The sequence below is a fragment of the Herbaspirillum sp. GW821-FHT09A12 genome, from assembly GCF_059418325.1.
This window is the reverse complement of record NZ_JBWKPR010000001.1, coordinates 1,048,047-1,064,691: the sequence shown is the minus strand read 5'-3', so window position 1 is coordinate 1,064,691 and position 16,645 is coordinate 1,048,047. Positions and strand designations below refer to the sequence as shown.

Below are 16,645 nucleotides of genomic sequence, written 5' to 3'. Positions count from 1 at the left end.
TTGCTTTGTCTCTTGCGGCTGTCGGGCCGCGTTTTTTTACTTATTTACTTGATGCCTGCATCGCTACCTGAAGCTTGCTGCTGATAAATCTACTGCAACAATTCCATATATGTTAAGTTGATTCTATATACGAAATTTAAAGAGATCAAGTAAAACAATGAAGCAAGCAAACAACAACGAAGAGACCGCTGCGGCCAATGAGCGTCCGGGCGCGCCGGCACTGGAGAAGGGCCTGGACCTGCTGGAAGCGCTGGCGGACGAGCCGGAAGGATTGACGCAAAAAGCGCTGGCCGAGCGGGTATCGCGCTCGGTCAGCGAAATCTTCCGCATGCTGGGCGTGCTGGAACAGCGCGGCTACGTGCGGCGCGATCCGCTCACCAATCTGTATGCGCTGACCTTGCGCATGTTCGAATTGTCGAACCGCCATCCGCCGATGCGGCGGATGCAACGCGCGGCGCTGCATACGATGGAAAAGCTGGCCGATGCGATCGGGCATTCCTGCCATCTGGTGGCGATGAACGGCGACCGCATGATGGTGATCTCGCAAACCGAACCGCAGGATCGGGCGATGGGCTGGTCGGTCAAACTGGGGGCGAGCTTTGCGCTGTCGTCGCACTATGCCTCGGCCCGCGTCCTGGCCGCGTTCCAACAGCCGGATCGCCGGCTGGACATGGCCAGGATCATGGCCGAGCACGACGGCTCGCCCACCACCGACAAGATTTTGCAACGGCTGGCGGCGATTGCAGAAGCCGGCAACGATGTCTCTTCCAGCGAAGCCTCCAATGGCGTGATCGACATCAGCTTCCCGATCCTGAATCACTTCAACCAGGCGGTTGCGGCCCTGACGGTGCCGTACATGTCGCACGTTGACGGCGGCTACCAGCCGCAGGATCTGGTGCCTGTCGTCGGCAAGGCGGCGCGTGAAATCTCGGTGGCGATCGGCGCCGTGATCGAGGATTGATCCGCAGCGATTAGCGGAAAAAAAACAAAGGGGGCCGGATAAAGATCCGCCCCCCTTTTTACCCCGCCCTAAAATCCCTGCCATCAAATCGACGCGGAAGAAGTGGGCGCCCCCGCCGCCATTTATCGCTTGAGCGGCTGCCCCGCGAACCCCAGTTTTTCCAGGAACGCCGACACGATCGGCGACCAGATCTCCACCCCGCCGGAAAACAGCAGATGCCCGTTCTTCCCGAACGGCGGCAACAGATGGTAGTCGGCCATGCCGCCGGCGTTCACGAAAGCCGCGTGCCAGGCCTTGCTATAGGACGGGCCGAAATAAAGGTCATTCTCGGTATAGATCCACAGCATGGGCGCCTTGGCGGTCTTGCCGAATTGGGCATACATGTCTTCCATGCGTCCCGGCTGGCAGGGATTGGCCGGATGCCCGACCGGATCGCCGCCGGAACCGCCGGCGAAGTTGATGGCGCCGACCAGGCCGGCCGGCGCCAACGCGGCGGCGGCAACCGTCGAATAACCGCCCACCGATTGCCCTACCAGCAACACGCGCTGCGCATCGACGTAGGGCTGTTGCTTGGCATAGTCCAGCACCGCCAGGATCTCGGTGCTGGCGGCCTTGGCCATGGGCGCGTAGTCCTTGTTGCTGCAACCGCCGCTGTCTTCCGGGTCGAACTGGGTGCTGTACTGGCCGTAGCCGATGCGGGTCGGCTCGAATACCGCGAAACCGCGCTCGACGAAGTAGCGCGCTTGCGTGGTGTAACGAAAGCGCGGCGGGTCGCGCCGGTTGGTGGGGCTGCGGCCATGGTTCAGGATCAGGATGGGAAATGGGCCGGGGCCGTCCGGCTTGAATTGCGTGATGACCACCTTGCCGCTCTCTTCCTTGCCGTAGAGATCCTTGACCGTGACATCGATCGATGTCACCGCTTCGTTGATATCCATCGCCAGTTGCTGGGCGTGCAGGTTGGCGGCGCCGGCTGCCAAGAGCCAGGCTGTGAACCACAGTATTTGTCGGCGCATGTTTTTCTTGTCATCGGGAAGAAGCTGCGCAAGCAGCCGGAGCCGCTACGCTAACGCCGGCCAGGCGTTCCGGCAAGCACAATGCGCCGGCGCATGGCTGGCCCGCAACAGCATCGGGCTTTGCCCTGCGGATTGCCGAAGACGGACCCTGCGCTTGCGCCCGACGATACGCGATCCGATATACTTCCGCTTTTCACCCGCAGGTTTTCGATATCCCGATTGCCAACCATGTCCGACCAGCCGCCCGAGCCCCTGTTTCCCGATGACGCCGTCAGCGGCGCCGATACCGTTCCGGCGCCGCGGCCATGGATCGTATTGCAGAACGTGCATGAGATCGAGACCTGGATCGAGACCTATAACCGCGAATTGCAGGCGGTCGTCTGGCGCAACAAGCTCAACACGGTCAACGCCGGCCAGGGTATCTGCTTCGCGCTGGAACTGGGCGGCGAGATCTACCTGCACACCACGGCCGAAGGCCAGGTGCTGCTGGACGTGAGCGAAGAAGCCTCATGGGTCAATCCGGTGATCAGCGCGGCCACCGGCGCGGCGCTGCCGGCCGGCAGCGTCTGGGTGCTGCCGCAGGATACGCTCACGCAACTGATCCTCGGCCTGTCGGGCATGATCGCGACTTCGCAGTTCGTGCTCAGGCACGAATACCGGATCGGCAAAGGCCAACGCATCCGGTTCTGAGCGTCCCCCCGACGGAAAACATTGCCAACAAGGATAGATCCATGAATGAACGCACCCTGGTCATCGCCGGCGCCATCAACATGTTCATCGCCGTGGGCTGCGGCGCCTTCGGCGCGCACGGCCTGAAGAAGATACTTTCCGACGACATGCTGGTGGTCTGGCATACCGCCGTCACCTACCAGGCCATGCATGCGCTGGGCATGATCGCCGTCGCCCTGCTGCTGCCCAGATTCGGCGGCGCGCTGATGAGCTGGGCCGGCAACCTGATGCTGGCCGGCATTGTCATCTTCAGCGGCAGCCTCTACCTGCTGGCGCTGACCGGCACCCGCGTGCTGGGCGCGATCACGCCCATCGGCGGCGCCGCCTTCCTGGCGGCATGGCTGCTGGTGGCATGGTCGGCTTACAAGGGCATGCGCTGAACCGCTGCCTGCCGACAGGAACGCCGCCCTCTCTCGGGCTAATGCCGTTCAGTTAAGACTAATTCTGAAACACTCATCACAGCCCCCGTTCGGGCTGAGTAGGCCCGCCAGGGCCGTATCGAAGCCAGCGCACCGGCGTTGGGGCGCTCTTGCCTGCCCTTCGATACGCTGCTGCGCAGCTACTCAGGGCGAACGGAGTCTGGACTGCACAAACAAAAATGCCGTTCAGTACTTAACTGAACGGCATTAACTCTCTCGAACGGCTTTTGCATTTCCGGCGTACGGATGATCAGCGATGGAAGAACTCCGCGATCAGCGTGGCGCCGATGAAGGTCCCGGCGTTGGCCGCGAAGGACACCAGCACGATGCGCCAGCCCAGCTTGCGGAAGGCGGGAATGTCCTTGGCGATCGACAGGCCGGCGAAGGTCAGCATCGGCGTGATGACGGCCAGGAAGTTCACCTTCGCCGTCAGGTCGACAATGGCGGCCGCCCACGGACAGGCCGGCGAGGTCAGGAACATCGCCACCAGCGTGACCCAGCACACGGCCGGCACTTTCTTGCCGGTCAGGTTGCGCAGCTGGTCGCCGACGAACACCACCGCCACCATCAGCGCAATACAAGCAAGCGAAGCCAGCGGCGTCACCTTGTAGGCGATCCAGTTGGCGACCATGGTCAGCACGCCGGCGAAGACCCAGGCGCTGATGCGGCCGGCCAGGCCGAGTTCGGCGGTGTCGAGATGCGTTTCCTTGTGCAGGCCGTCGTCCGGCGGCGTGGAGGCGGAATTGGTGCGGCCGATGAGCGGTTCCAGCACGCGGTAGCCCCACACCGCCAGCGGCAGCGAGATGAACAGCGTGAAGTAGGTGCCGATGGTGGTGGTGATCAGGTTGCTGGCGGCGGCAAAGGTGGCCACGTCCTTGGCCACATCGGCCGGCTGCAGCGCGGCGATGGCGCCGGCGGCGGCCGCCATCATGCTGCCCGAGCCGACGCCCGCGCCCATGGCCAGCGAATACGGGTGGAAGATGTTCAGGCTGGCGATGAAGCCGGCGAACACCGCGATGAAGACGGCGCCGAACAGCGTGCCGGTGATGTACTCCGCCAGCACCCCGCGGCCCTCCGGCGAATCCATGCCGTAGCGCTCGCCGATGATGGCCAGGCTGGGCTCGCGGCCCACCGAGAAGGTGGCGCCGATGGCCTCGCGCTTGATGCCCAGCAGCAGCGCCAGCGGCAGGCCGATCACGATGGTGCCGACGAAGTGCCCGAACTCCTGGAACACCAGCGCCCAGCCCGACTCGACCAGCTTGGGCAGGGAATTGCCCACCATCAGGCCCAGCTTGGCGACGAACAGCAGCAGCGCCGGCTGCAGGATGGCGGCGGCCTGGAACTGCATCGGCGGCGTCAGCGCCACGCCGCCCGGCAGGCGGCGGCTGAACAGGCCCAGCGCGGCGCCCATGATCAGCGCCCACACCATGGGCAGCAGCACGATCTTGCCGGGGCCGAGTTTGAGGGTGGCCGATCCTATCCATTCGGCGATGATCAGGATGAGCGCCGCATAGGCGTATAGCTTCCAGGTTTGCTGCCCTTGCCGTGTTGCCGATATCGATGTCGCTGCTGCCTGCATGTTGCTCTCCCGCTGTGGATGAAGTACTGCATCGCGTTGATCCGGCCCCGCCGCGTTGCCGGACGGGGGGTGATGTCGTGTCGTTTTACCTCGTGTTTTACCTCGTGTATTGCCACTGCCCTGCCGCGCCATGCGCCGGCCTCCCCGCCTGCACATGGCGCATTGCGCATGGCCGGCGCAACCGCATCCGGCTTATACGTAGCCGAATGCCGCGGCCGGCGCCGCCGCCGTCTCCACCCACACGCTCTTGGTCTGGGTGTATTCATGCAGCGCCTCGACGCCGCTGGAACGGCCGTAGCCGCTCTGGTTGTAGCCGCCGAAAGGCGACGCGACGTTGATGGTCTTGTAGCCGTTGATCCAGAAAGTGCCGGCATTGACCTGCGCCGCCACACGGTGGCCGCGGGCGATGTCATTGGTCCAGACCGCGCCGGCCAGGCCGAAGTCGCTGTCGTTGGCGATGCGCACCGCATCTTCTTCGGTGTCGAAGGGAATCACCACCACCACCGGGCCGAAGATCTCCGTGCGCGCCACGTCCATTTCGTTGGTCACGTGCGCCAGCACCGTCGGCCGCACGAAGAAGCCCTCGCCCGCCTGCTGCGGTGACGTAGCAAGCTTCGCACCCGCCTTCACGCCCTCGGCGATCATGCTGATCACATGCTCGTACTGCTTCTTGTTGGCGATCGGCCCGACTTCGGTGCCGTCGTCCAGCGGCGAGCCCACCTGGATGCGCGCGGCGCCGCCTGCCAGCATGTCGACGAAGCGCTCATACACCGAGCGTTGCACCAGCAGGCGCGAACCGGCCACACAGCTCTGCCCGGCCGAAGAGAAGATCGCCGCCTGCGCGCCCAGGCAGGCGCGCTTCAGGTCGGCATCCTCGAACACGATGTTGGCGGACTTCCCGCCCAGCTCCAGCACGCATGGCAGCAAGCGGCGCGCGGCGGCCTCGGCGATCTTCTTGCCGGTGGCGGGCGAACCTACGAACACCACCTTCTTCACCGCCGGATTGTCGATCGCAGCCTGGCCCACGGTGTGGCCGTAACCGGCCAGCACGTTGATCAGGCCGACCGGCACGCCGGCCTGCTCGGCCAGCGCGGCCACCGCCAGCGAGGTGAACGGCGTGAGCTCAGAGGGCTTCAACAGCACCGCGTTGCCCATGGCGATGGCCGGCGCCACCTGCCAGCCGCAAGTGAAGATGGGCGCGTTCCAGGGCGTCACCTGCAGCACCGTGCCGACAGGTTCGCGGCGCGTGTAGTTCAGGTGCGTGGTCGGCACCGGGATGACATCGCCGTAGAACTTGTCGCACCAGCCGGCGTAGTACTCGAACATCTCGGCCACCTTGGCGACCTCGCCACGGCAGTCGCGGATCGGCTTGCCGGCGCTGATGGCTTCCAGTTGCGCCAGCGGCTCGAGATGGTTGCGGATCTGCTGGCCGACGGCGAACACGATGCGCCCGCGCGCGGCATGGGTCAGCGCCCACCACTGCTTTTGCGCGGCGGCGGCGGCGCGTGCGGCCTGCTCCACCACGCCCGCGCCGGCATCGCGATACGCCAGGCTGGGACGGCCGCTGGCGGCGCTATGGAGTTGCACGGCTGGGCCGTCGCCCGCCACCAGTTGGCCGCCGACGTAGGAACCGACGGTGGTCGCGCCCGGGAAGAAGTGCGCGAACGCGGCCAGCAGGTGTTCCGATTCATTCAATTGCATTGCTTGCTCCTGAAACCTTGGGTGGAAAATATCTGGAAATGATCTGGCGGCGCCGGTGTTTATCCGTTCACCGCTTCACCCAGCTGCACGATGCGGTTGAAGTCTTCGCCGTCGGCGATGCTGTCGGCGCTGCAGGCCCACAGGCGGCCGGCTTCGGCCGACAGCGGCGCATCCACGCACAGCTCCTGCAGCAGCCCCATGGCCAGGCGGATGTCCTTGCGCATCAGCTTCATGGTGAAGCCGGAGTTGAAGGCGTCGTTGAAGATCCAGGTCGGGTAGTTGACCTGCGTCACGCCGCTGCGTCCGGAACCGGCGTTGATGCCTTCGAAGATCTGCTGCGCATCGAGTCCGGCTTCACGCGCGATGCGCGCGGCCTCGCCGGCCACCAGCAGATGGGCCCCGCACATCAGGTTGTTGAGCAGCTTGGTGACATGGCCCGCGCCGACCGGCCCCACATGCACGCGCTTGGCACTGATGGCTTCCAGCACCGGCATGGCGGCGGCGATATCGCTCGCATCCCCGCCCAGCACCATGGTCATGGCGCCGGTGGCCGCGCCCTTGGGGCCGCCGCTGACAGGAGCGTCGATGAAGCGCAGAGCGCATTCGGCCAGGGCCGCGGCCACCTTGCGGGTGCTGTTCGGATCGGCCGTGGTGGTGTCCACCACCAGCAGGCCGCGGCGCGCGCCTTGCAGCACGCCGCCTGCGCCCAGCACCACCGCCTCCACCACATCCGAGGTCGGCAGCGACAAAATCAGCAGCTCGACCTGCCCCGCCAGTTCCGCCGCCGATGCGGCGATCGCCGCGCCATCGGCCTGCAATGCGGCACAGGCCGCCGGCGACGGATCGAAGCCCGCCACCTTGTAGCCCGCGCGCAGCAGCGAACGCGCCATGCCGCTGCCCATATTGCCCAGACCGGCCACGCCGACCGTGGCTATCGTTCCTGCCTGTTCCATGCACGCTCCCTGAAGATTCATCGGATCGGACCGGCATGTCATGCGCCGGTCATGAATGCAGTGTGCAAGCAGAGGCGAAACGGATCAATTACAAGGAAACCGGGTTTTCGTTCTAATTAACAGAACACAGGATGATCTCAGCTGGTGACCTGGAAGGCCTGCATCAGCGAACTGGAATACGACAGCAGCCGGTTGGCCGCCACCGACAGCTTGCGGCCCACCCGCGTGATCAGGTGCACCTCGGCCGTGGTCAGCACGTCGCTGTCGATGGGAATGGCCAGCAGCTCGCCGGCGGCCAGCTCGGTCGACACCGAAAAGCGCGGCAGCAGCGTGATGCCCTGGCCGGACTTCACGAAGTGCTTGAGCACGTTGATGGAATTGGTGCTCAGCAGCGGATTGAACTTGATCTTGGCCGCGTACTCCGCCAGCGCCAGCAGCTGGCGCGTGCCGTAGGATTCGTGCATCAGGCCGATCGGGTATTCGGTCAGTTCCTTCAGGCTGCACGACTTGCTGTTGCGCAGCGGCGATTGCGGCCCGACGATGACCTGCATCGGCTGCGGCTGCACCGCGCGCGAGACGATCTTGGGATCGCCGGGCGGGTTGTAGACCAGTCCGATCTCGGCCTGGTCTTCGGCGACCTGGCGCAAGACCTCGTTGGTGCCGGCCAGGTCGATGGAAATCGAAATCTGCGGATGCCGGGCCGCGAAGTAAGCCATGGGCTGGCTCATGAAATCGCTGACGAACCCCTCGCCGATGACGATGCTGACGTGGCCGCGTTTCAGGCCGCGCAGGCCCTGCAGCTTGGACAGCAGGTCGGCCTGGTGGGCGCCCTGCTCGCGGTAGTAGTCGATCAGCAGCTGCCCGGCCTCGGTCGGTACCACGCCGCGCCGATGGCGCTCCATCACGGGGATGGCGACTTCCTGCTCCAGCAGTGCAATCTGCCGGCTCACCGCCGACGGGGCGATATCGAGCTTGTCGGCGGCGGCGCGCACGCTGCCGCATTGCACCGCCTCGAAGAAATAGGCCAGGCGCTGTTCATTGAGCTTTCTCATGTGTTCTCCCCGGGTATCGCCCCGGCCTGCCGGTCGGCGCTTATGTTGCCCGGATTAGAACACAAATGGGATTTCACGCCATCGGATGCCGGTTCAGGCAGCGGCGCCGCTGAGCGCCGCCTTGACCGGATCGTCGATTTCGCCGGTGATGCCAGACAGCACCCCGGCCACCACCGAAAACTCCTTGCCCGCCTGGCCCGAGCGGGTCATGGCTTACACCTCCGCGCTGTCACCCTGTCGCTCTGCGATGAAGGATCAGGCCGCTGCGCGCGCCGGATGCGCCTGTTTGCGGTAGAGGAATTCCAGCACCTCGGTACGGTACGCGGAGTACTGCGCATCCTGCGCCAGCGCCACGCGCTCGCGCGGACGCGCCAGCTTCACCTCCAGGACTTCGCCGATGGTGGCGGCCGGGCCGTTGGTCATCATCACGATGCGGTCCGACAGCAGCACGGCCTCGTCGACGTCGTGGGTCACCATGACCACGGTCGACTCGGTCTTGGCCACGATCTTGAGCAGCTCGTCCTGCAGGTGGGCGCGCGTCAATGCATCGAGCGCCCCGAACGGCTCATCCATCAGCAAGACCTTGGGCTCCATCGCCAGCGCGCGGGCGATGCCCACCCGCTGCTTCATGCCGCCGGAGATTTCATTGGGACGCTTGGTCTCGGCCGCCGACAGGCCCACCAGCGCCAGCGCGGCGCGCGTGCGGTCGCGCAGCTGGGTGCGGTCTTCCTGCGCGCCGAACACGCGCTCGACCCCAAGGTAGATGTTCTCGTAGCAGGTCAGCCAGGGCAGCAGCGAATGGTTCTGGAACACCACCGCGCGCTCCGGCGACGGGCCGCCGATCTCGCGGTTGGCGCACAGCAGCACGCCTTCGCTGGGCCGGGTCAGGCCGGCGATCAGGTTCAGCAGCGTCGACTTGCCGCAGCCGGAGTGGCCGATGAGCGTAACGAATTCGCCCTTGGCGACCGTCAGGTTGATATCGCGCAGCGCATGGAAACTGCCCTTCTTGGTGTTGAACACCATTTCCACGCCGTGGATGTCGATGAATTTGCCGTTGATGTTTTCCATGATGTCCCCCGCGTTCGGTTTCAGTTGCTGACCTGTTCATAGGTGAATGCCTTGGCCAGCGCCACCAGCGCCTGCTCCAGGATCAGCCCGACCACGCCGATGACGACGATGGCGATGATGATGTGCGGCACGTTCAGGTTGTTCCATTCATCCCAGACCCAGAAGCCGATGCCCACGCCGCCGGTCAGCATCTCGGCGGCGACGATCACCAGCCAGGCGGTGCCGATGGACAGCCGCACGCCGGTCAGCATGTAGGGCAGCACCGAGGGAAACAGGATCTTGGTCAGGATCTTCCATTCCGACAGGTTCAGCACGCGCGCCACGTTCATGTAGTCCTGTGGCACGCGCTGCACGCCCACCGCGGTGTTGATGATCATCGGCCAGATCGAGCAGATGAAGATCGACCAGATCGCCGCCGGGTTGGCCGACTTGAACACCAGCAGGCCGATCGGCAGCCAGGCCAGCGGCGACACCGGTTTGAGCAGGCTGATGATGGGCCCGAACATGGCCGCCAGGAACTGCACGCGCCCGATGGCGAACCCCAGCGGGATGCCCACCAGCGCCGCCAGGCCGAAGCCCACGCCCACGCGCTGCAGCGACGCCAGCACGTTCCAGCCGATGCCCTGGTCGTTGGGGCTGTTGCGATAGAAGGGATCGGAGAACATGTGGAGCGCTTCCTGCAGCGTCGCCAGCGGCGTCGGGAAGCTGCTGTTCTTCAAGGCGATGATCTGCCAGACCAGCACCAGCACCGCCACCCCCAGCAGCGGCGGCACGATGCGCATGAAAGCGCTGCCGGCGCTGCCGACGATACGGCGCCTGGCCGGGCGGGGTGCGCTAACCGGCACCGGCGCCGGCGTCACCGCCTTGGCCTCGTTGGCGGCTTCGGCGCCGCGCGCCGCGGCGGGCGCCCCGCCAGCCGGCTTGGCGTTATCGCCCATGATGTTCTCCATGACTGCGCTCATTTCGACTCCCCTCCTGATGGAACTTCAATCGCATGCGGCCGCGATCAGACCTTGATCTTGAACGACTGCGCATAGGCCGCCGGATTCTTGCCGTCCCACACGGTGCCGTCCATGAACTTGGAGCTGCGCATGACATCCTTGGGCACCGGCGTCTTGGTCATCGCGGCGGCATCCTTGAACAGGTCGATCTGGTTGACCGCCTTGGCCACGGCGAGATAGTCCGGATCGCTCTTCAACAGGCCCCAGCGGCGGTGCTGGGTCATGAACCACATGCCGTCCGACAGGTACGGGAAGTTGACCGTGCCGTCGTCGTAGAACTTCATGTAGTTGGGGTCGTCCCAGGTCTTGCCCAGGCCATTCTGGTAGCGGCCCAGGATGCGCTGGTCGATCACGTCCTTGCTGGTGTTGACATAGGACTTGTCGGCGATGACTTCGGCCATCTTGTTCTTGTTGGTCAGCGAGGCGTCGATCCACTTGCCGGCGTCGAGGATGGCAGCCATCATCGCGCGGCAGGTGTTGGGGTATTTCTTGACGAACTCCAGCGACGTGCCCAGCACCTTTTCCGGATGGTCTTTCCAGATGTCCTGGGTGGTGGTGGCGGTGATGCCCACGCCGTCGACGATGGCGCGATGGCCCCAGGGCTCGCCCACGCAGAAGCCGTCCATGTTCCCCACGCGCATGTTGGCCACCATTTGCGGCGGCGGCACGGTGATCACCTTGGCATCCTTCATCGGGTTGATGCCGTTGGCCGCCAGCCAGTAGTACAGCCACATCGCGTGGGTGCCGGTGGGAAAGGTCTGGGCGAAGGTGTATTCGCGCTTGTCGGTCTGCATCAGCTTGGCCAGCGAGGCGCCGTCCACGGCGCCCTTGTCGGCCAGCTTCTTCGAGAGGGTGATGGCCTGGCCGTTGTGGTTCAGGCCCATCAGCACCGCCATGTCCTTCTTCTGGCCGCCGATGCCCAGCTGCACGCCGTAGATCAGGCCGTACAGCACATGGGCGGCGTCCAGTTCGCCATTGGTCAGCTTGTCGCGCACGCCGGCCCAGGAAGCCTCCTTGCTGGGCACGATCTTGATGCCGTACTTCTTGTCGAAGCCCAGCACCGAAGCCATCACCACCGAAGCGCAATCGGTCAGGGGAATGAAACCGATCTTGACTTCTTCCTTCTCCGGCTTGTCGGAACCGGCCGCCCAGGCGCCGCCGGTGGCTAAACCCATCATGCTCGCTCCCGCCGCGATGCCCGCGGTATGAATGATCTTGCGGCGCGTCGCATCCACGTCCGCGCCATTGACTGCTCCGGCCACCGCCTTGCCCGCCTGCTCTTCTTGGAAATCCATAGCATTTTCCCCATTGCTCACCGATAAACAAAAAAAGGCGTATTCCGGCATGAATCGCTTCATGTCGAAAGACGCCTTTGTCTTGGGCGATGCAACCTCCGTTGGCCGCACCTATGCGCACTCGTTGCGCTACGAGTTACGTTCAGCAAAGACCGTGCCAGACGCATGGAAAAGCCTGCCGCATGCCGGCAATCCCCTATGGAAACGGGATCTGCGGTAGTTGCCCGGGAACGTGCGCGCACATTTCGGGGAAGGCATGAAACGCCAGCAAAACGAGCGCCCAATCGCACTTCATTTGTGCCTTGCACCAAATTGGCGGAAGAGAAAAGCAGGGGAAAGCGGCCGGGAAAGAGGCGTTCAGCCCAGCAGGTCCTCGGCATCCAGCAGGCGCTGGGCCACTTCGGAGAGTTTGAGGTTACGGTTCATCGCCATGCCGCGCAGCTTCTGGTAGGCCTGGTCTTCGGACAGGCCCTTGCGCGCCATCAGCACGCCCTTGGCGCGCTCGACCAGTTTGCGTTCGGCCAGCTTGTTACGGGTATCGGACAGCTCGGCCAGCAGCTTCTGCTCCTGACGGAAACGCGCCAGCGCCACGTCCAGCACCGGCTTGACCCGTTCGGAATGCAGGCCCGCCACGATGTAGGCGGTGACCCCGGCGGCCATCGCGGCTTCCATGCTGGAGGTGTCGTCGTCTTCGGTGAACATGACGATGGGGCGGCGCTCGTCGCGGGTGGCGATCACGATGTGTTCCAGCACGTCGCGCGCGTCGGACTCGGCTTCGATGATGATCATGTCCGGCTGCAGGCTGGCAATGCGGTCCGGCAACGAAAGGTCGGCCGGCAGCGCGGCGATGATGTTGTAGCCTGCATCCAGCAGCCCGGCCCGCAGCGCCTCGGCCCGCTGTTGCGCCTGCTCATGCGCGGCTGCGTCATGGTCCTCTTCCAGGTGCGGCACGGAATTGACGATGACGATACGCAGCGCACGCCCGCTCGCGGGGGCGGTAGATGTCGATGGGCTACCGGACTTCATAGAAAGGACGAACTGGCTATCGGCTCTGGTGAGAACGCAAACACGTCAAACTCGCGGGTCCGTTTCCAGCGCTTACGCTGCGAAGCAGCATGCGATTGACGGCCGGAATAGTAACCCATTGCCGCTCAAAAAACATGCATCCCCATAAAAACAGGCGCAGGCGCCGGTGCGGCATGCCAAAACGATATAGCAAATTGCGCACCATTGGGCGCTTTCCGCTTTTCCCGGCAAGGCCGGGCGCCTTTTCTTGCCGATAATCATGCCGGCAATCATGCCGATGATCATGCCGCACGCCGATCGCCCCAAGTCCCCTGGCCTATCCACAGCCCAAGCCTGATAACATCCGTCCTGCGGCCGGGAGCGCGCGCAGTCGGCGCCGCACCGTGTTCCTTTGCGCCCGGCCTGGCCGATGCCGGCATGATCGGCCGCCCACGCCTTTGCCAATTTCCCTCATGAGGTGAGCCTATGAAGAAAAACATCCTCGCAGTCCCTTTCCTGGTTGCCGCGACGGCGCTGTGCGCCTCTTTTGTCCATGCCGCCGAAGAAGACGTCAGCAAGGCCGACCCTGCGCGCTGGTACCACGCCGACGATACCCCCAAGGCACGCTACCGGAACCTGGGCAAGGAAGCCAACGCCGCCTATGGCGAGGCCTTGCAGGCCTGCAAGGGAATGCGCGGCAAGGAAGCCAAGGGCTGCCGGGAGCAAGCCGCCGCCGCGAAAAAAGAAGACATGCAGCGCGCCAAACGCATCTACAAGGATTACAGGGAGACTGCCCCGGCCTCCTGAACGGAGGGGGCGATTCCAGCAAAAAAGCCGGCATCGCCGGCTTTTCTGGTTTCTGTGGCCGGCGTATCCGGCATGGCCCCTGGTCTTAGGGCCGGTTAACGGCCGGTTAGCGGCCGATCTGGTTGCCGATCACGCCGCCCACGGCAGCGCCGCCGGCGGTGCCGATGCCGCTGCCCCCGGTCAACACGGCGCCGCCGATGGCGCCGACGCCCGCGCCGATGGCGGTATTCTTGTCACGTTGCGACATGTTGCTGCAGCCGCTCAACGCCGAAAAGGCAAACACGGCGCTGGCAGCGATAGCGGCTTTTTGAATTGTTTTCATGACGGCACCTCCTTGATATGTGGGAGTAGATTAGATGCCCGAAAACGATTCGAATTCCTCAACCGCAGGCAGAAACCGGAAAGGCTTACATCGCTTGCATCCGCTTACCGCAGCTCTGCAGTATCAGGTCATCGGACGCATGACCAGCGTGGGCTGGCCTGGCTGGGAATGGCGGCGATAGGCTTGGGGCTGGGTGGCGCCGTCCGGCCTGGCGCCCGCCGGGCCGCGGACAATCACCGCGTTGCGGATCGATGTCGAACGCTTGCCCTGGGCCATGTCCATGTAGCGGAATTTTTTCTGCCCCAGCTTCTGCAATTGCGCGGAATCCAGCGGCGCGTGGCGTTCCATCACCGATGACGACCAGCGCGAGGCCGAGTCCGCCAGCGGCGCATCGGAGCCTTGGCCTTGGGCGCCGGCCTGCGCGACCGCCGCCGACATTCCCGCCAGCAGGCAGAATCCAAGTAATATTTTTTTCATGGTCCCTCCCTGGGGGCCACCCATGTGGCCGTGGGCAAATCGCCATGCAATCGGCCAGAGCTGTTGGGCATTGCTTTGCTCTGCCGCACGATAGGCATATGTTCGCCGAAAATGCTGCGGCACAAAATCAGCCCTGTCCGATTCTCGCGTAGGACTCTTCCTACGCCGCGGGCTTACTCAGCTTTCAGTGGGCGCCATCTCCGGCCGGATAGGCAGGCTGATGGTGACCAGCGCCCCCTTGCCCGGGGTGGAGCGGATATCGACCTTGCCGCCGAAATAGGTGGCCCGCTCGCGCAGGCCGCGCAGGCCGTAGGTCTTGTGGTTGTCGCGCCGCTCTTCCGGTATGCCCACGCCATCGTCGCGCACCGTCAGCGCCACGTGGTCCTCGTCGATGTCGAGGATGACGTCGACCTTGCTGGCCTTGGCGTGTTTGGTGACGTTGTTGAGCGCCTCCTGCAGCATGCGGTAGATGGCGATCTCCATCTCATGGCCGACCGCCACGTCCTCGTCCGGCAGGCTGGCGTGGCAGGCGATGCCGGTGCGCTCGTGCAGCTCGTCGAGCTGCTCCGAAATCGCCGCCTTCAAGCCGAACAGGTCCAATGTATTGGGACGCAGCTCGGTCTGGATGCGCCGCGTGGTCGCCACCAGCGATTTGAGCAGGCCCTGCATGCGGGTCTTGCGATCCACCCATTTCTCATCGGCCGGCAGCACCTGGTAGACCCCCTCCAGGTGCATCGACAAGGCCGTGAGCGAAGCGCCCATGTTGTCGTGCAGTTCGCGCGCGATGGCGCGCTTTTCTTCTTCGCGCACCGTCTCCAGGTGGTTGGTCAGTTCGCGCAGCAGCGCGGTACGCTGCACCACGGTTTTTTCCAGCTGGCTCTCGCGCTGGCGCAGCACATCCTCGGCCAGTTTGCGCTCGGTGATGTCGGTGCTGATCCCGATCACCCCTTGCACGCTGCCGTCCTTGCCGAACCAGGGCACCTTGGCGGTCTGGAAGGTAATGATGCCCTCCGGCAGATGAAGCGTCTGCTCCAGCTTCTCCGGGTTGCCTGAGGCCATCACGCGGCGGTCGTCGCGGTCGATGCGGTCGGCCTCCTCTTCCACCATGAACAGCTCGCGGCTGGAGCGGTACATGGTTTCCTCCCAGGTCTTGCCGAGCTTTTGCAGCGTGGCCGGATTGGCGAAAATCATCAGGCCCTGGCGATTCTTGACGAAAATGGGGTCGCTGGTGCTTTCGCTGACCGCATTGAGCAGCGCGCTGGTCTCGGCCAGCTTCTGCGCGTTGCGCGTGCGCTCGCCGTATTCGCTGTCGAGCTTGCTGGCCGAGCTCCAGAAGATGAACAAGATGATCGCGCCGTTGACCAGCGTCAGCGTGGGCAGCAGCAGCTCCGGCACGATCCAGCCATTGGACAGGCCCCAGTTCAGCAACAGGCTGAAGGCCAGCAGCAGGAACAAGGTCTGCGGCAACAGCCGGCGCAGCATCTGTCCGCCCGGCGCGATGCGCATGATCACCGCCATCACCGGATGGCCGGGGCTGGCCATCAGCAGCGCCACGCCCAGGAGCGCCAGCACCATGGCCGCCAGCAATGGCACCGGCAGGTAGAAATCGAAGTAAATGAACTGGCTGACGCCGTAGATATAGCCCACCAGCGGGATCGCGGAGAGCCCGATCAGGCCGAAGCAAAGGTATTCGGACGGGTAATAGCCGCCCAGCAGGCGCCAGTCGTGCAGCAGCAGGATCGCCGCCATCAGCAGGAAACCGACCGACAGCAGCGGCGGGATCGCCAACGGGGAAATCGGATGCGCCGCATCCACCGGCAGCCAGCCCAGCCCATACAAGCTGCCATGCACCAGCGTAACCCCGCCCAGCACCAGCAGCAGCAGCGCCAGGAGATTGACCAGCAGGCCCAGCCGCGCGCTATGCGCCGATAGGTTGACGCAACGCAGGTACAGCGCACCACCGCCCAGGATGAAGCCGGCGGCCGTCACCTCCTTGACCGCCAGCAGGTCGGCCAGCAGCTTGCGGTATTCATCTTCCAGGAAGGCCGCGGCCAGCACCACGATGCCAAACAGGATCACCGCCATGGCCAGGCCCATGGCCAATGTCACCATGCTGCTGTAGTTGGATTGGGAAGCGGCGAAGTGCTCGGCAGAGGAGTTCTTTTGCATATCGGCCGAGAACGGGTGAAGGCCGCCGTTTTTCTTTTGCATCGTCGGGAATCCCCTGCTTCTGTTGAAGCTGTTTTTTTTGAGTCTATGGCGA

18 protein-coding genes and 1 pseudogene are annotated in these 16,645 nt (G+C 64.3%); 5 read left to right on the top strand and 14 right to left on the bottom strand.

Going from position 1 to position 16,645, the window contains the following annotated elements; translation table 11 throughout:
- Nucleotides 1–157 precede the first annotated feature (157 nt).
- Entirely contained in the window at nucleotides 158–961 is an 804-nt protein-coding gene (locus tag AC07N6_RS04850) for an IclR family transcriptional regulator (protein WP_494781180.1), read from the top strand.
- 122 nt (nucleotides 962–1,083) lie between these two features.
- Here AC07N6_RS04850 and AC07N6_RS04845 read toward each other — a convergent pair whose 3' ends face one another.
- A complete protein-coding gene (locus AC07N6_RS04845; RefSeq protein ID WP_494781179.1) occupies nucleotides 1,084–1,974 on the bottom strand; it encodes an alpha/beta hydrolase family protein in 891 nt (296 codons plus the stop codon).
- A 228-nt stretch (nucleotides 1,975–2,202) separates the two neighbouring features.
- On the opposite strand from AC07N6_RS04845, the gene AC07N6_RS04840 reads away from it, so the two are divergent.
- Entirely contained in the window at nucleotides 2,203–2,664 is a 462-nt protein-coding gene (locus AC07N6_RS04840; RefSeq protein WP_494781178.1) for a hypothetical protein, read from the top strand.
- A 41-nt stretch (nucleotides 2,665–2,705) separates the two neighbouring features.
- Nucleotides 2,706–3,083, top strand: coding sequence for a DUF423 domain-containing protein (locus tag AC07N6_RS04835; protein WP_494781177.1), 378 nt, complete (start codon nucleotides 2,706–2,708; stop codon nucleotides 3,081–3,083).
- 289 nt (nucleotides 3,084–3,372) lie between these two features.
- Here AC07N6_RS04835 and AC07N6_RS04830 read toward each other — a convergent pair whose 3' ends face one another.
- From AC07N6_RS04830 to AC07N6_RS04795, 8 genes and pseudogenes are all read right to left on the bottom strand, one after another.
- Nucleotides 3,373–4,701 (bottom strand): DUF3100 domain-containing protein, encoded by a 1,329-nt coding sequence (locus AC07N6_RS04830; protein ID WP_494781176.1) that lies wholly within the window; start codon nucleotides 4,699–4,701, stop codon nucleotides 3,373–3,375.
- Between the two features lie 192 nt (nucleotides 4,702–4,893).
- Nucleotides 4,894–6,402, bottom strand: a complete 1,509-nt coding sequence (locus tag AC07N6_RS04825; protein ID WP_494781175.1) for an aldehyde dehydrogenase family protein — start codon at nucleotides 6,400–6,402, stop codon at nucleotides 4,894–4,896.
- A gap of 59 nt (nucleotides 6,403–6,461) precedes the next feature.
- Nucleotides 6,462–7,337: an NAD(P)-dependent oxidoreductase gene (locus tag AC07N6_RS04820; protein ID WP_494781287.1), complete on the bottom strand. Its 876-nt coding sequence runs from the start codon at nucleotides 7,335–7,337 to the stop codon at nucleotides 6,462–6,464.
- 155 nt (nucleotides 7,338–7,492) lie between these two features.
- Nucleotides 7,493–8,407 (bottom strand): LysR family transcriptional regulator, encoded by a 915-nt coding sequence (locus AC07N6_RS04815; RefSeq protein ID WP_494781174.1) that lies wholly within the window; start codon nucleotides 8,405–8,407, stop codon nucleotides 7,493–7,495.
- 93 nt (nucleotides 8,408–8,500) lie between these two features.
- Nucleotides 8,501–8,611, bottom strand: a pseudogene (locus AC07N6_RS04810) (methyl-accepting chemotaxis protein); the annotation flags it as partial.
- A 51-nt stretch (nucleotides 8,612–8,662) separates the two neighbouring features.
- On the bottom strand, nucleotides 8,663–9,475 hold the full coding sequence (locus AC07N6_RS04805; protein WP_494781173.1) for an ABC transporter ATP-binding protein: 813 nt from the start codon (nucleotides 9,473–9,475) through the stop codon (nucleotides 8,663–8,665).
- Between the two features lie 20 nt (nucleotides 9,476–9,495).
- On the bottom strand, nucleotides 9,496–10,437 hold the full coding sequence (gene ntrB / locus AC07N6_RS04800) for a nitrate ABC transporter permease (RefSeq protein WP_494781172.1): 942 nt from the start codon (nucleotides 10,435–10,437) through the stop codon (nucleotides 9,496–9,498).
- 44 nt (nucleotides 10,438–10,481) lie between these two features.
- A complete protein-coding gene (locus AC07N6_RS04795) occupies nucleotides 10,482–11,771 on the bottom strand; it encodes a CmpA/NrtA family ABC transporter substrate-binding protein (RefSeq protein WP_494781171.1) in 1,290 nt (429 codons plus the stop codon).
- Nucleotides 11,772–11,784: 13 nt separating this feature from the next.
- On the opposite strand from AC07N6_RS04795, the gene AC07N6_RS04790 reads away from it, so the two are divergent.
- Nucleotides 11,785–11,991, top strand: coding sequence for a hypothetical protein (locus AC07N6_RS04790; protein WP_494781170.1), 207 nt, complete (start codon nucleotides 11,785–11,787; stop codon nucleotides 11,989–11,991).
- A gap of 137 nt (nucleotides 11,992–12,128) precedes the next feature.
- Here AC07N6_RS04790 and AC07N6_RS04785 read toward each other — a convergent pair whose 3' ends face one another.
- The gene (locus AC07N6_RS04785) at nucleotides 12,129–12,797 is read right to left on the bottom strand and encodes an ANTAR domain-containing response regulator (RefSeq protein ID WP_494781169.1); all 669 of its coding nucleotides are present in this window, start codon (nucleotides 12,795–12,797) and stop codon (nucleotides 12,129–12,131) included.
- Nucleotides 12,798–12,869: 72 nt separating this feature from the next.
- The gene (locus AC07N6_RS04780; protein WP_494781168.1) at nucleotides 12,870–13,082 is read right to left on the bottom strand and encodes a hypothetical protein; all 213 of its coding nucleotides are present in this window, start codon (nucleotides 13,080–13,082) and stop codon (nucleotides 12,870–12,872) included.
- Nucleotides 13,083–13,262: 180 nt separating this feature from the next.
- On the opposite strand from AC07N6_RS04780, the gene AC07N6_RS04775 reads away from it, so the two are divergent.
- Nucleotides 13,263–13,583, top strand: coding sequence for a hypothetical protein (locus tag AC07N6_RS04775; protein ID WP_494781167.1), 321 nt, complete (start codon nucleotides 13,263–13,265; stop codon nucleotides 13,581–13,583).
- A 106-nt stretch (nucleotides 13,584–13,689) separates the two neighbouring features.
- Here AC07N6_RS04775 and AC07N6_RS04770 read toward each other — a convergent pair whose 3' ends face one another.
- The 3 genes from AC07N6_RS04770 to AC07N6_RS04760 form a co-directional block, all read right to left on the bottom strand.
- Nucleotides 13,690–13,905: a YMGG-like glycine zipper-containing protein gene (locus AC07N6_RS04770; protein WP_494781166.1), complete on the bottom strand. Its 216-nt coding sequence runs from the start codon at nucleotides 13,903–13,905 to the stop codon at nucleotides 13,690–13,692.
- 123 nt (nucleotides 13,906–14,028) lie between these two features.
- The gene (locus AC07N6_RS04765; RefSeq protein ID WP_494781165.1) at nucleotides 14,029–14,382 is read right to left on the bottom strand and encodes a hypothetical protein; all 354 of its coding nucleotides are present in this window, start codon (nucleotides 14,380–14,382) and stop codon (nucleotides 14,029–14,031) included.
- A 177-nt stretch (nucleotides 14,383–14,559) separates the two neighbouring features.
- Nucleotides 14,560–16,593: a PAS domain-containing sensor histidine kinase gene (locus AC07N6_RS04760; protein WP_494781164.1), complete on the bottom strand. Its 2,034-nt coding sequence runs from the start codon at nucleotides 16,591–16,593 to the stop codon at nucleotides 14,560–14,562.
- Nucleotides 16,594–16,645 lie beyond the last annotated feature (52 nt).

Excerpts from the sequence above, each read along its gene's own strand:
- AC07N6_RS04785 (WP_494781169.1), bottom strand. The coding sequence starts at position 12,797 with ATGAAGTCCGGTAGCCCATCGACATCTACCGCCCCCGCGAGCGGGCGT.
- AC07N6_RS04845 (WP_494781179.1), bottom strand. The coding sequence starts at position 1,974 with ATGCGCCGACAAATACTGTGGTTCACAGCCTGGCTCTTGGCAGCCGGC.
- AC07N6_RS04815 (WP_494781174.1), bottom strand. The coding sequence starts at position 8,407 with ATGAGAAAGCTCAATGAACAGCGCCTGGCCTATTTCTTCGAGGCGGTG.
- AC07N6_RS04830 (WP_494781176.1), bottom strand. The coding sequence starts at position 4,701 with ATGCAGGCAGCAGCGACATCGATATCGGCAACACGGCAAGGGCAGCAA.
- AC07N6_RS04765 (WP_494781165.1), bottom strand. The coding sequence starts at position 14,382 with ATGAAAAAAATATTACTTGGATTCTGCCTGCTGGCGGGAATGTCGGCG.
- AC07N6_RS04775 (WP_494781167.1), top strand. The coding sequence starts at position 13,263 with ATGAAGAAAAACATCCTCGCAGTCCCTTTCCTGGTTGCCGCGACGGCG.
- AC07N6_RS04795 (WP_494781171.1), bottom strand. The coding sequence starts at position 11,771 with ATGGATTTCCAAGAAGAGCAGGCGGGCAAGGCGGTGGCCGGAGCAGTC.
- AC07N6_RS04840 (WP_494781178.1), top strand. The coding sequence starts at position 2,203 with ATGTCCGACCAGCCGCCCGAGCCCCTGTTTCCCGATGACGCCGTCAGC.
- ntrB (WP_494781172.1), bottom strand. The coding sequence starts at position 10,437 with ATGAGCGCAGTCATGGAGAACATCATGGGCGATAACGCCAAGCCGGCT.
- AC07N6_RS04780 (WP_494781168.1), bottom strand. The coding sequence starts at position 13,082 with ATGATCATCGGCATGATTGCCGGCATGATTATCGGCAAGAAAAGGCGC.
- AC07N6_RS04805 (WP_494781173.1), bottom strand. The coding sequence starts at position 9,475 with ATGGAAAACATCAACGGCAAATTCATCGACATCCACGGCGTGGAAATG.
- AC07N6_RS04850 (WP_494781180.1), top strand. The coding sequence starts at position 158 with ATGAAGCAAGCAAACAACAACGAAGAGACCGCTGCGGCCAATGAGCGT.
- AC07N6_RS04770 (WP_494781166.1), bottom strand. The coding sequence starts at position 13,905 with ATGAAAACAATTCAAAAAGCCGCTATCGCTGCCAGCGCCGTGTTTGCC.
- AC07N6_RS04835 (WP_494781177.1), top strand. The coding sequence starts at position 2,706 with ATGAATGAACGCACCCTGGTCATCGCCGGCGCCATCAACATGTTCATC.
- AC07N6_RS04760 (WP_494781164.1), bottom strand. The coding sequence starts at position 16,593 with ATGCAAAAGAAAAACGGCGGCCTTCACCCGTTCTCGGCCGATATGCAA.
- AC07N6_RS04825 (WP_494781175.1), bottom strand. The coding sequence starts at position 6,402 with ATGCAATTGAATGAATCGGAACACCTGCTGGCCGCGTTCGCGCACTTC.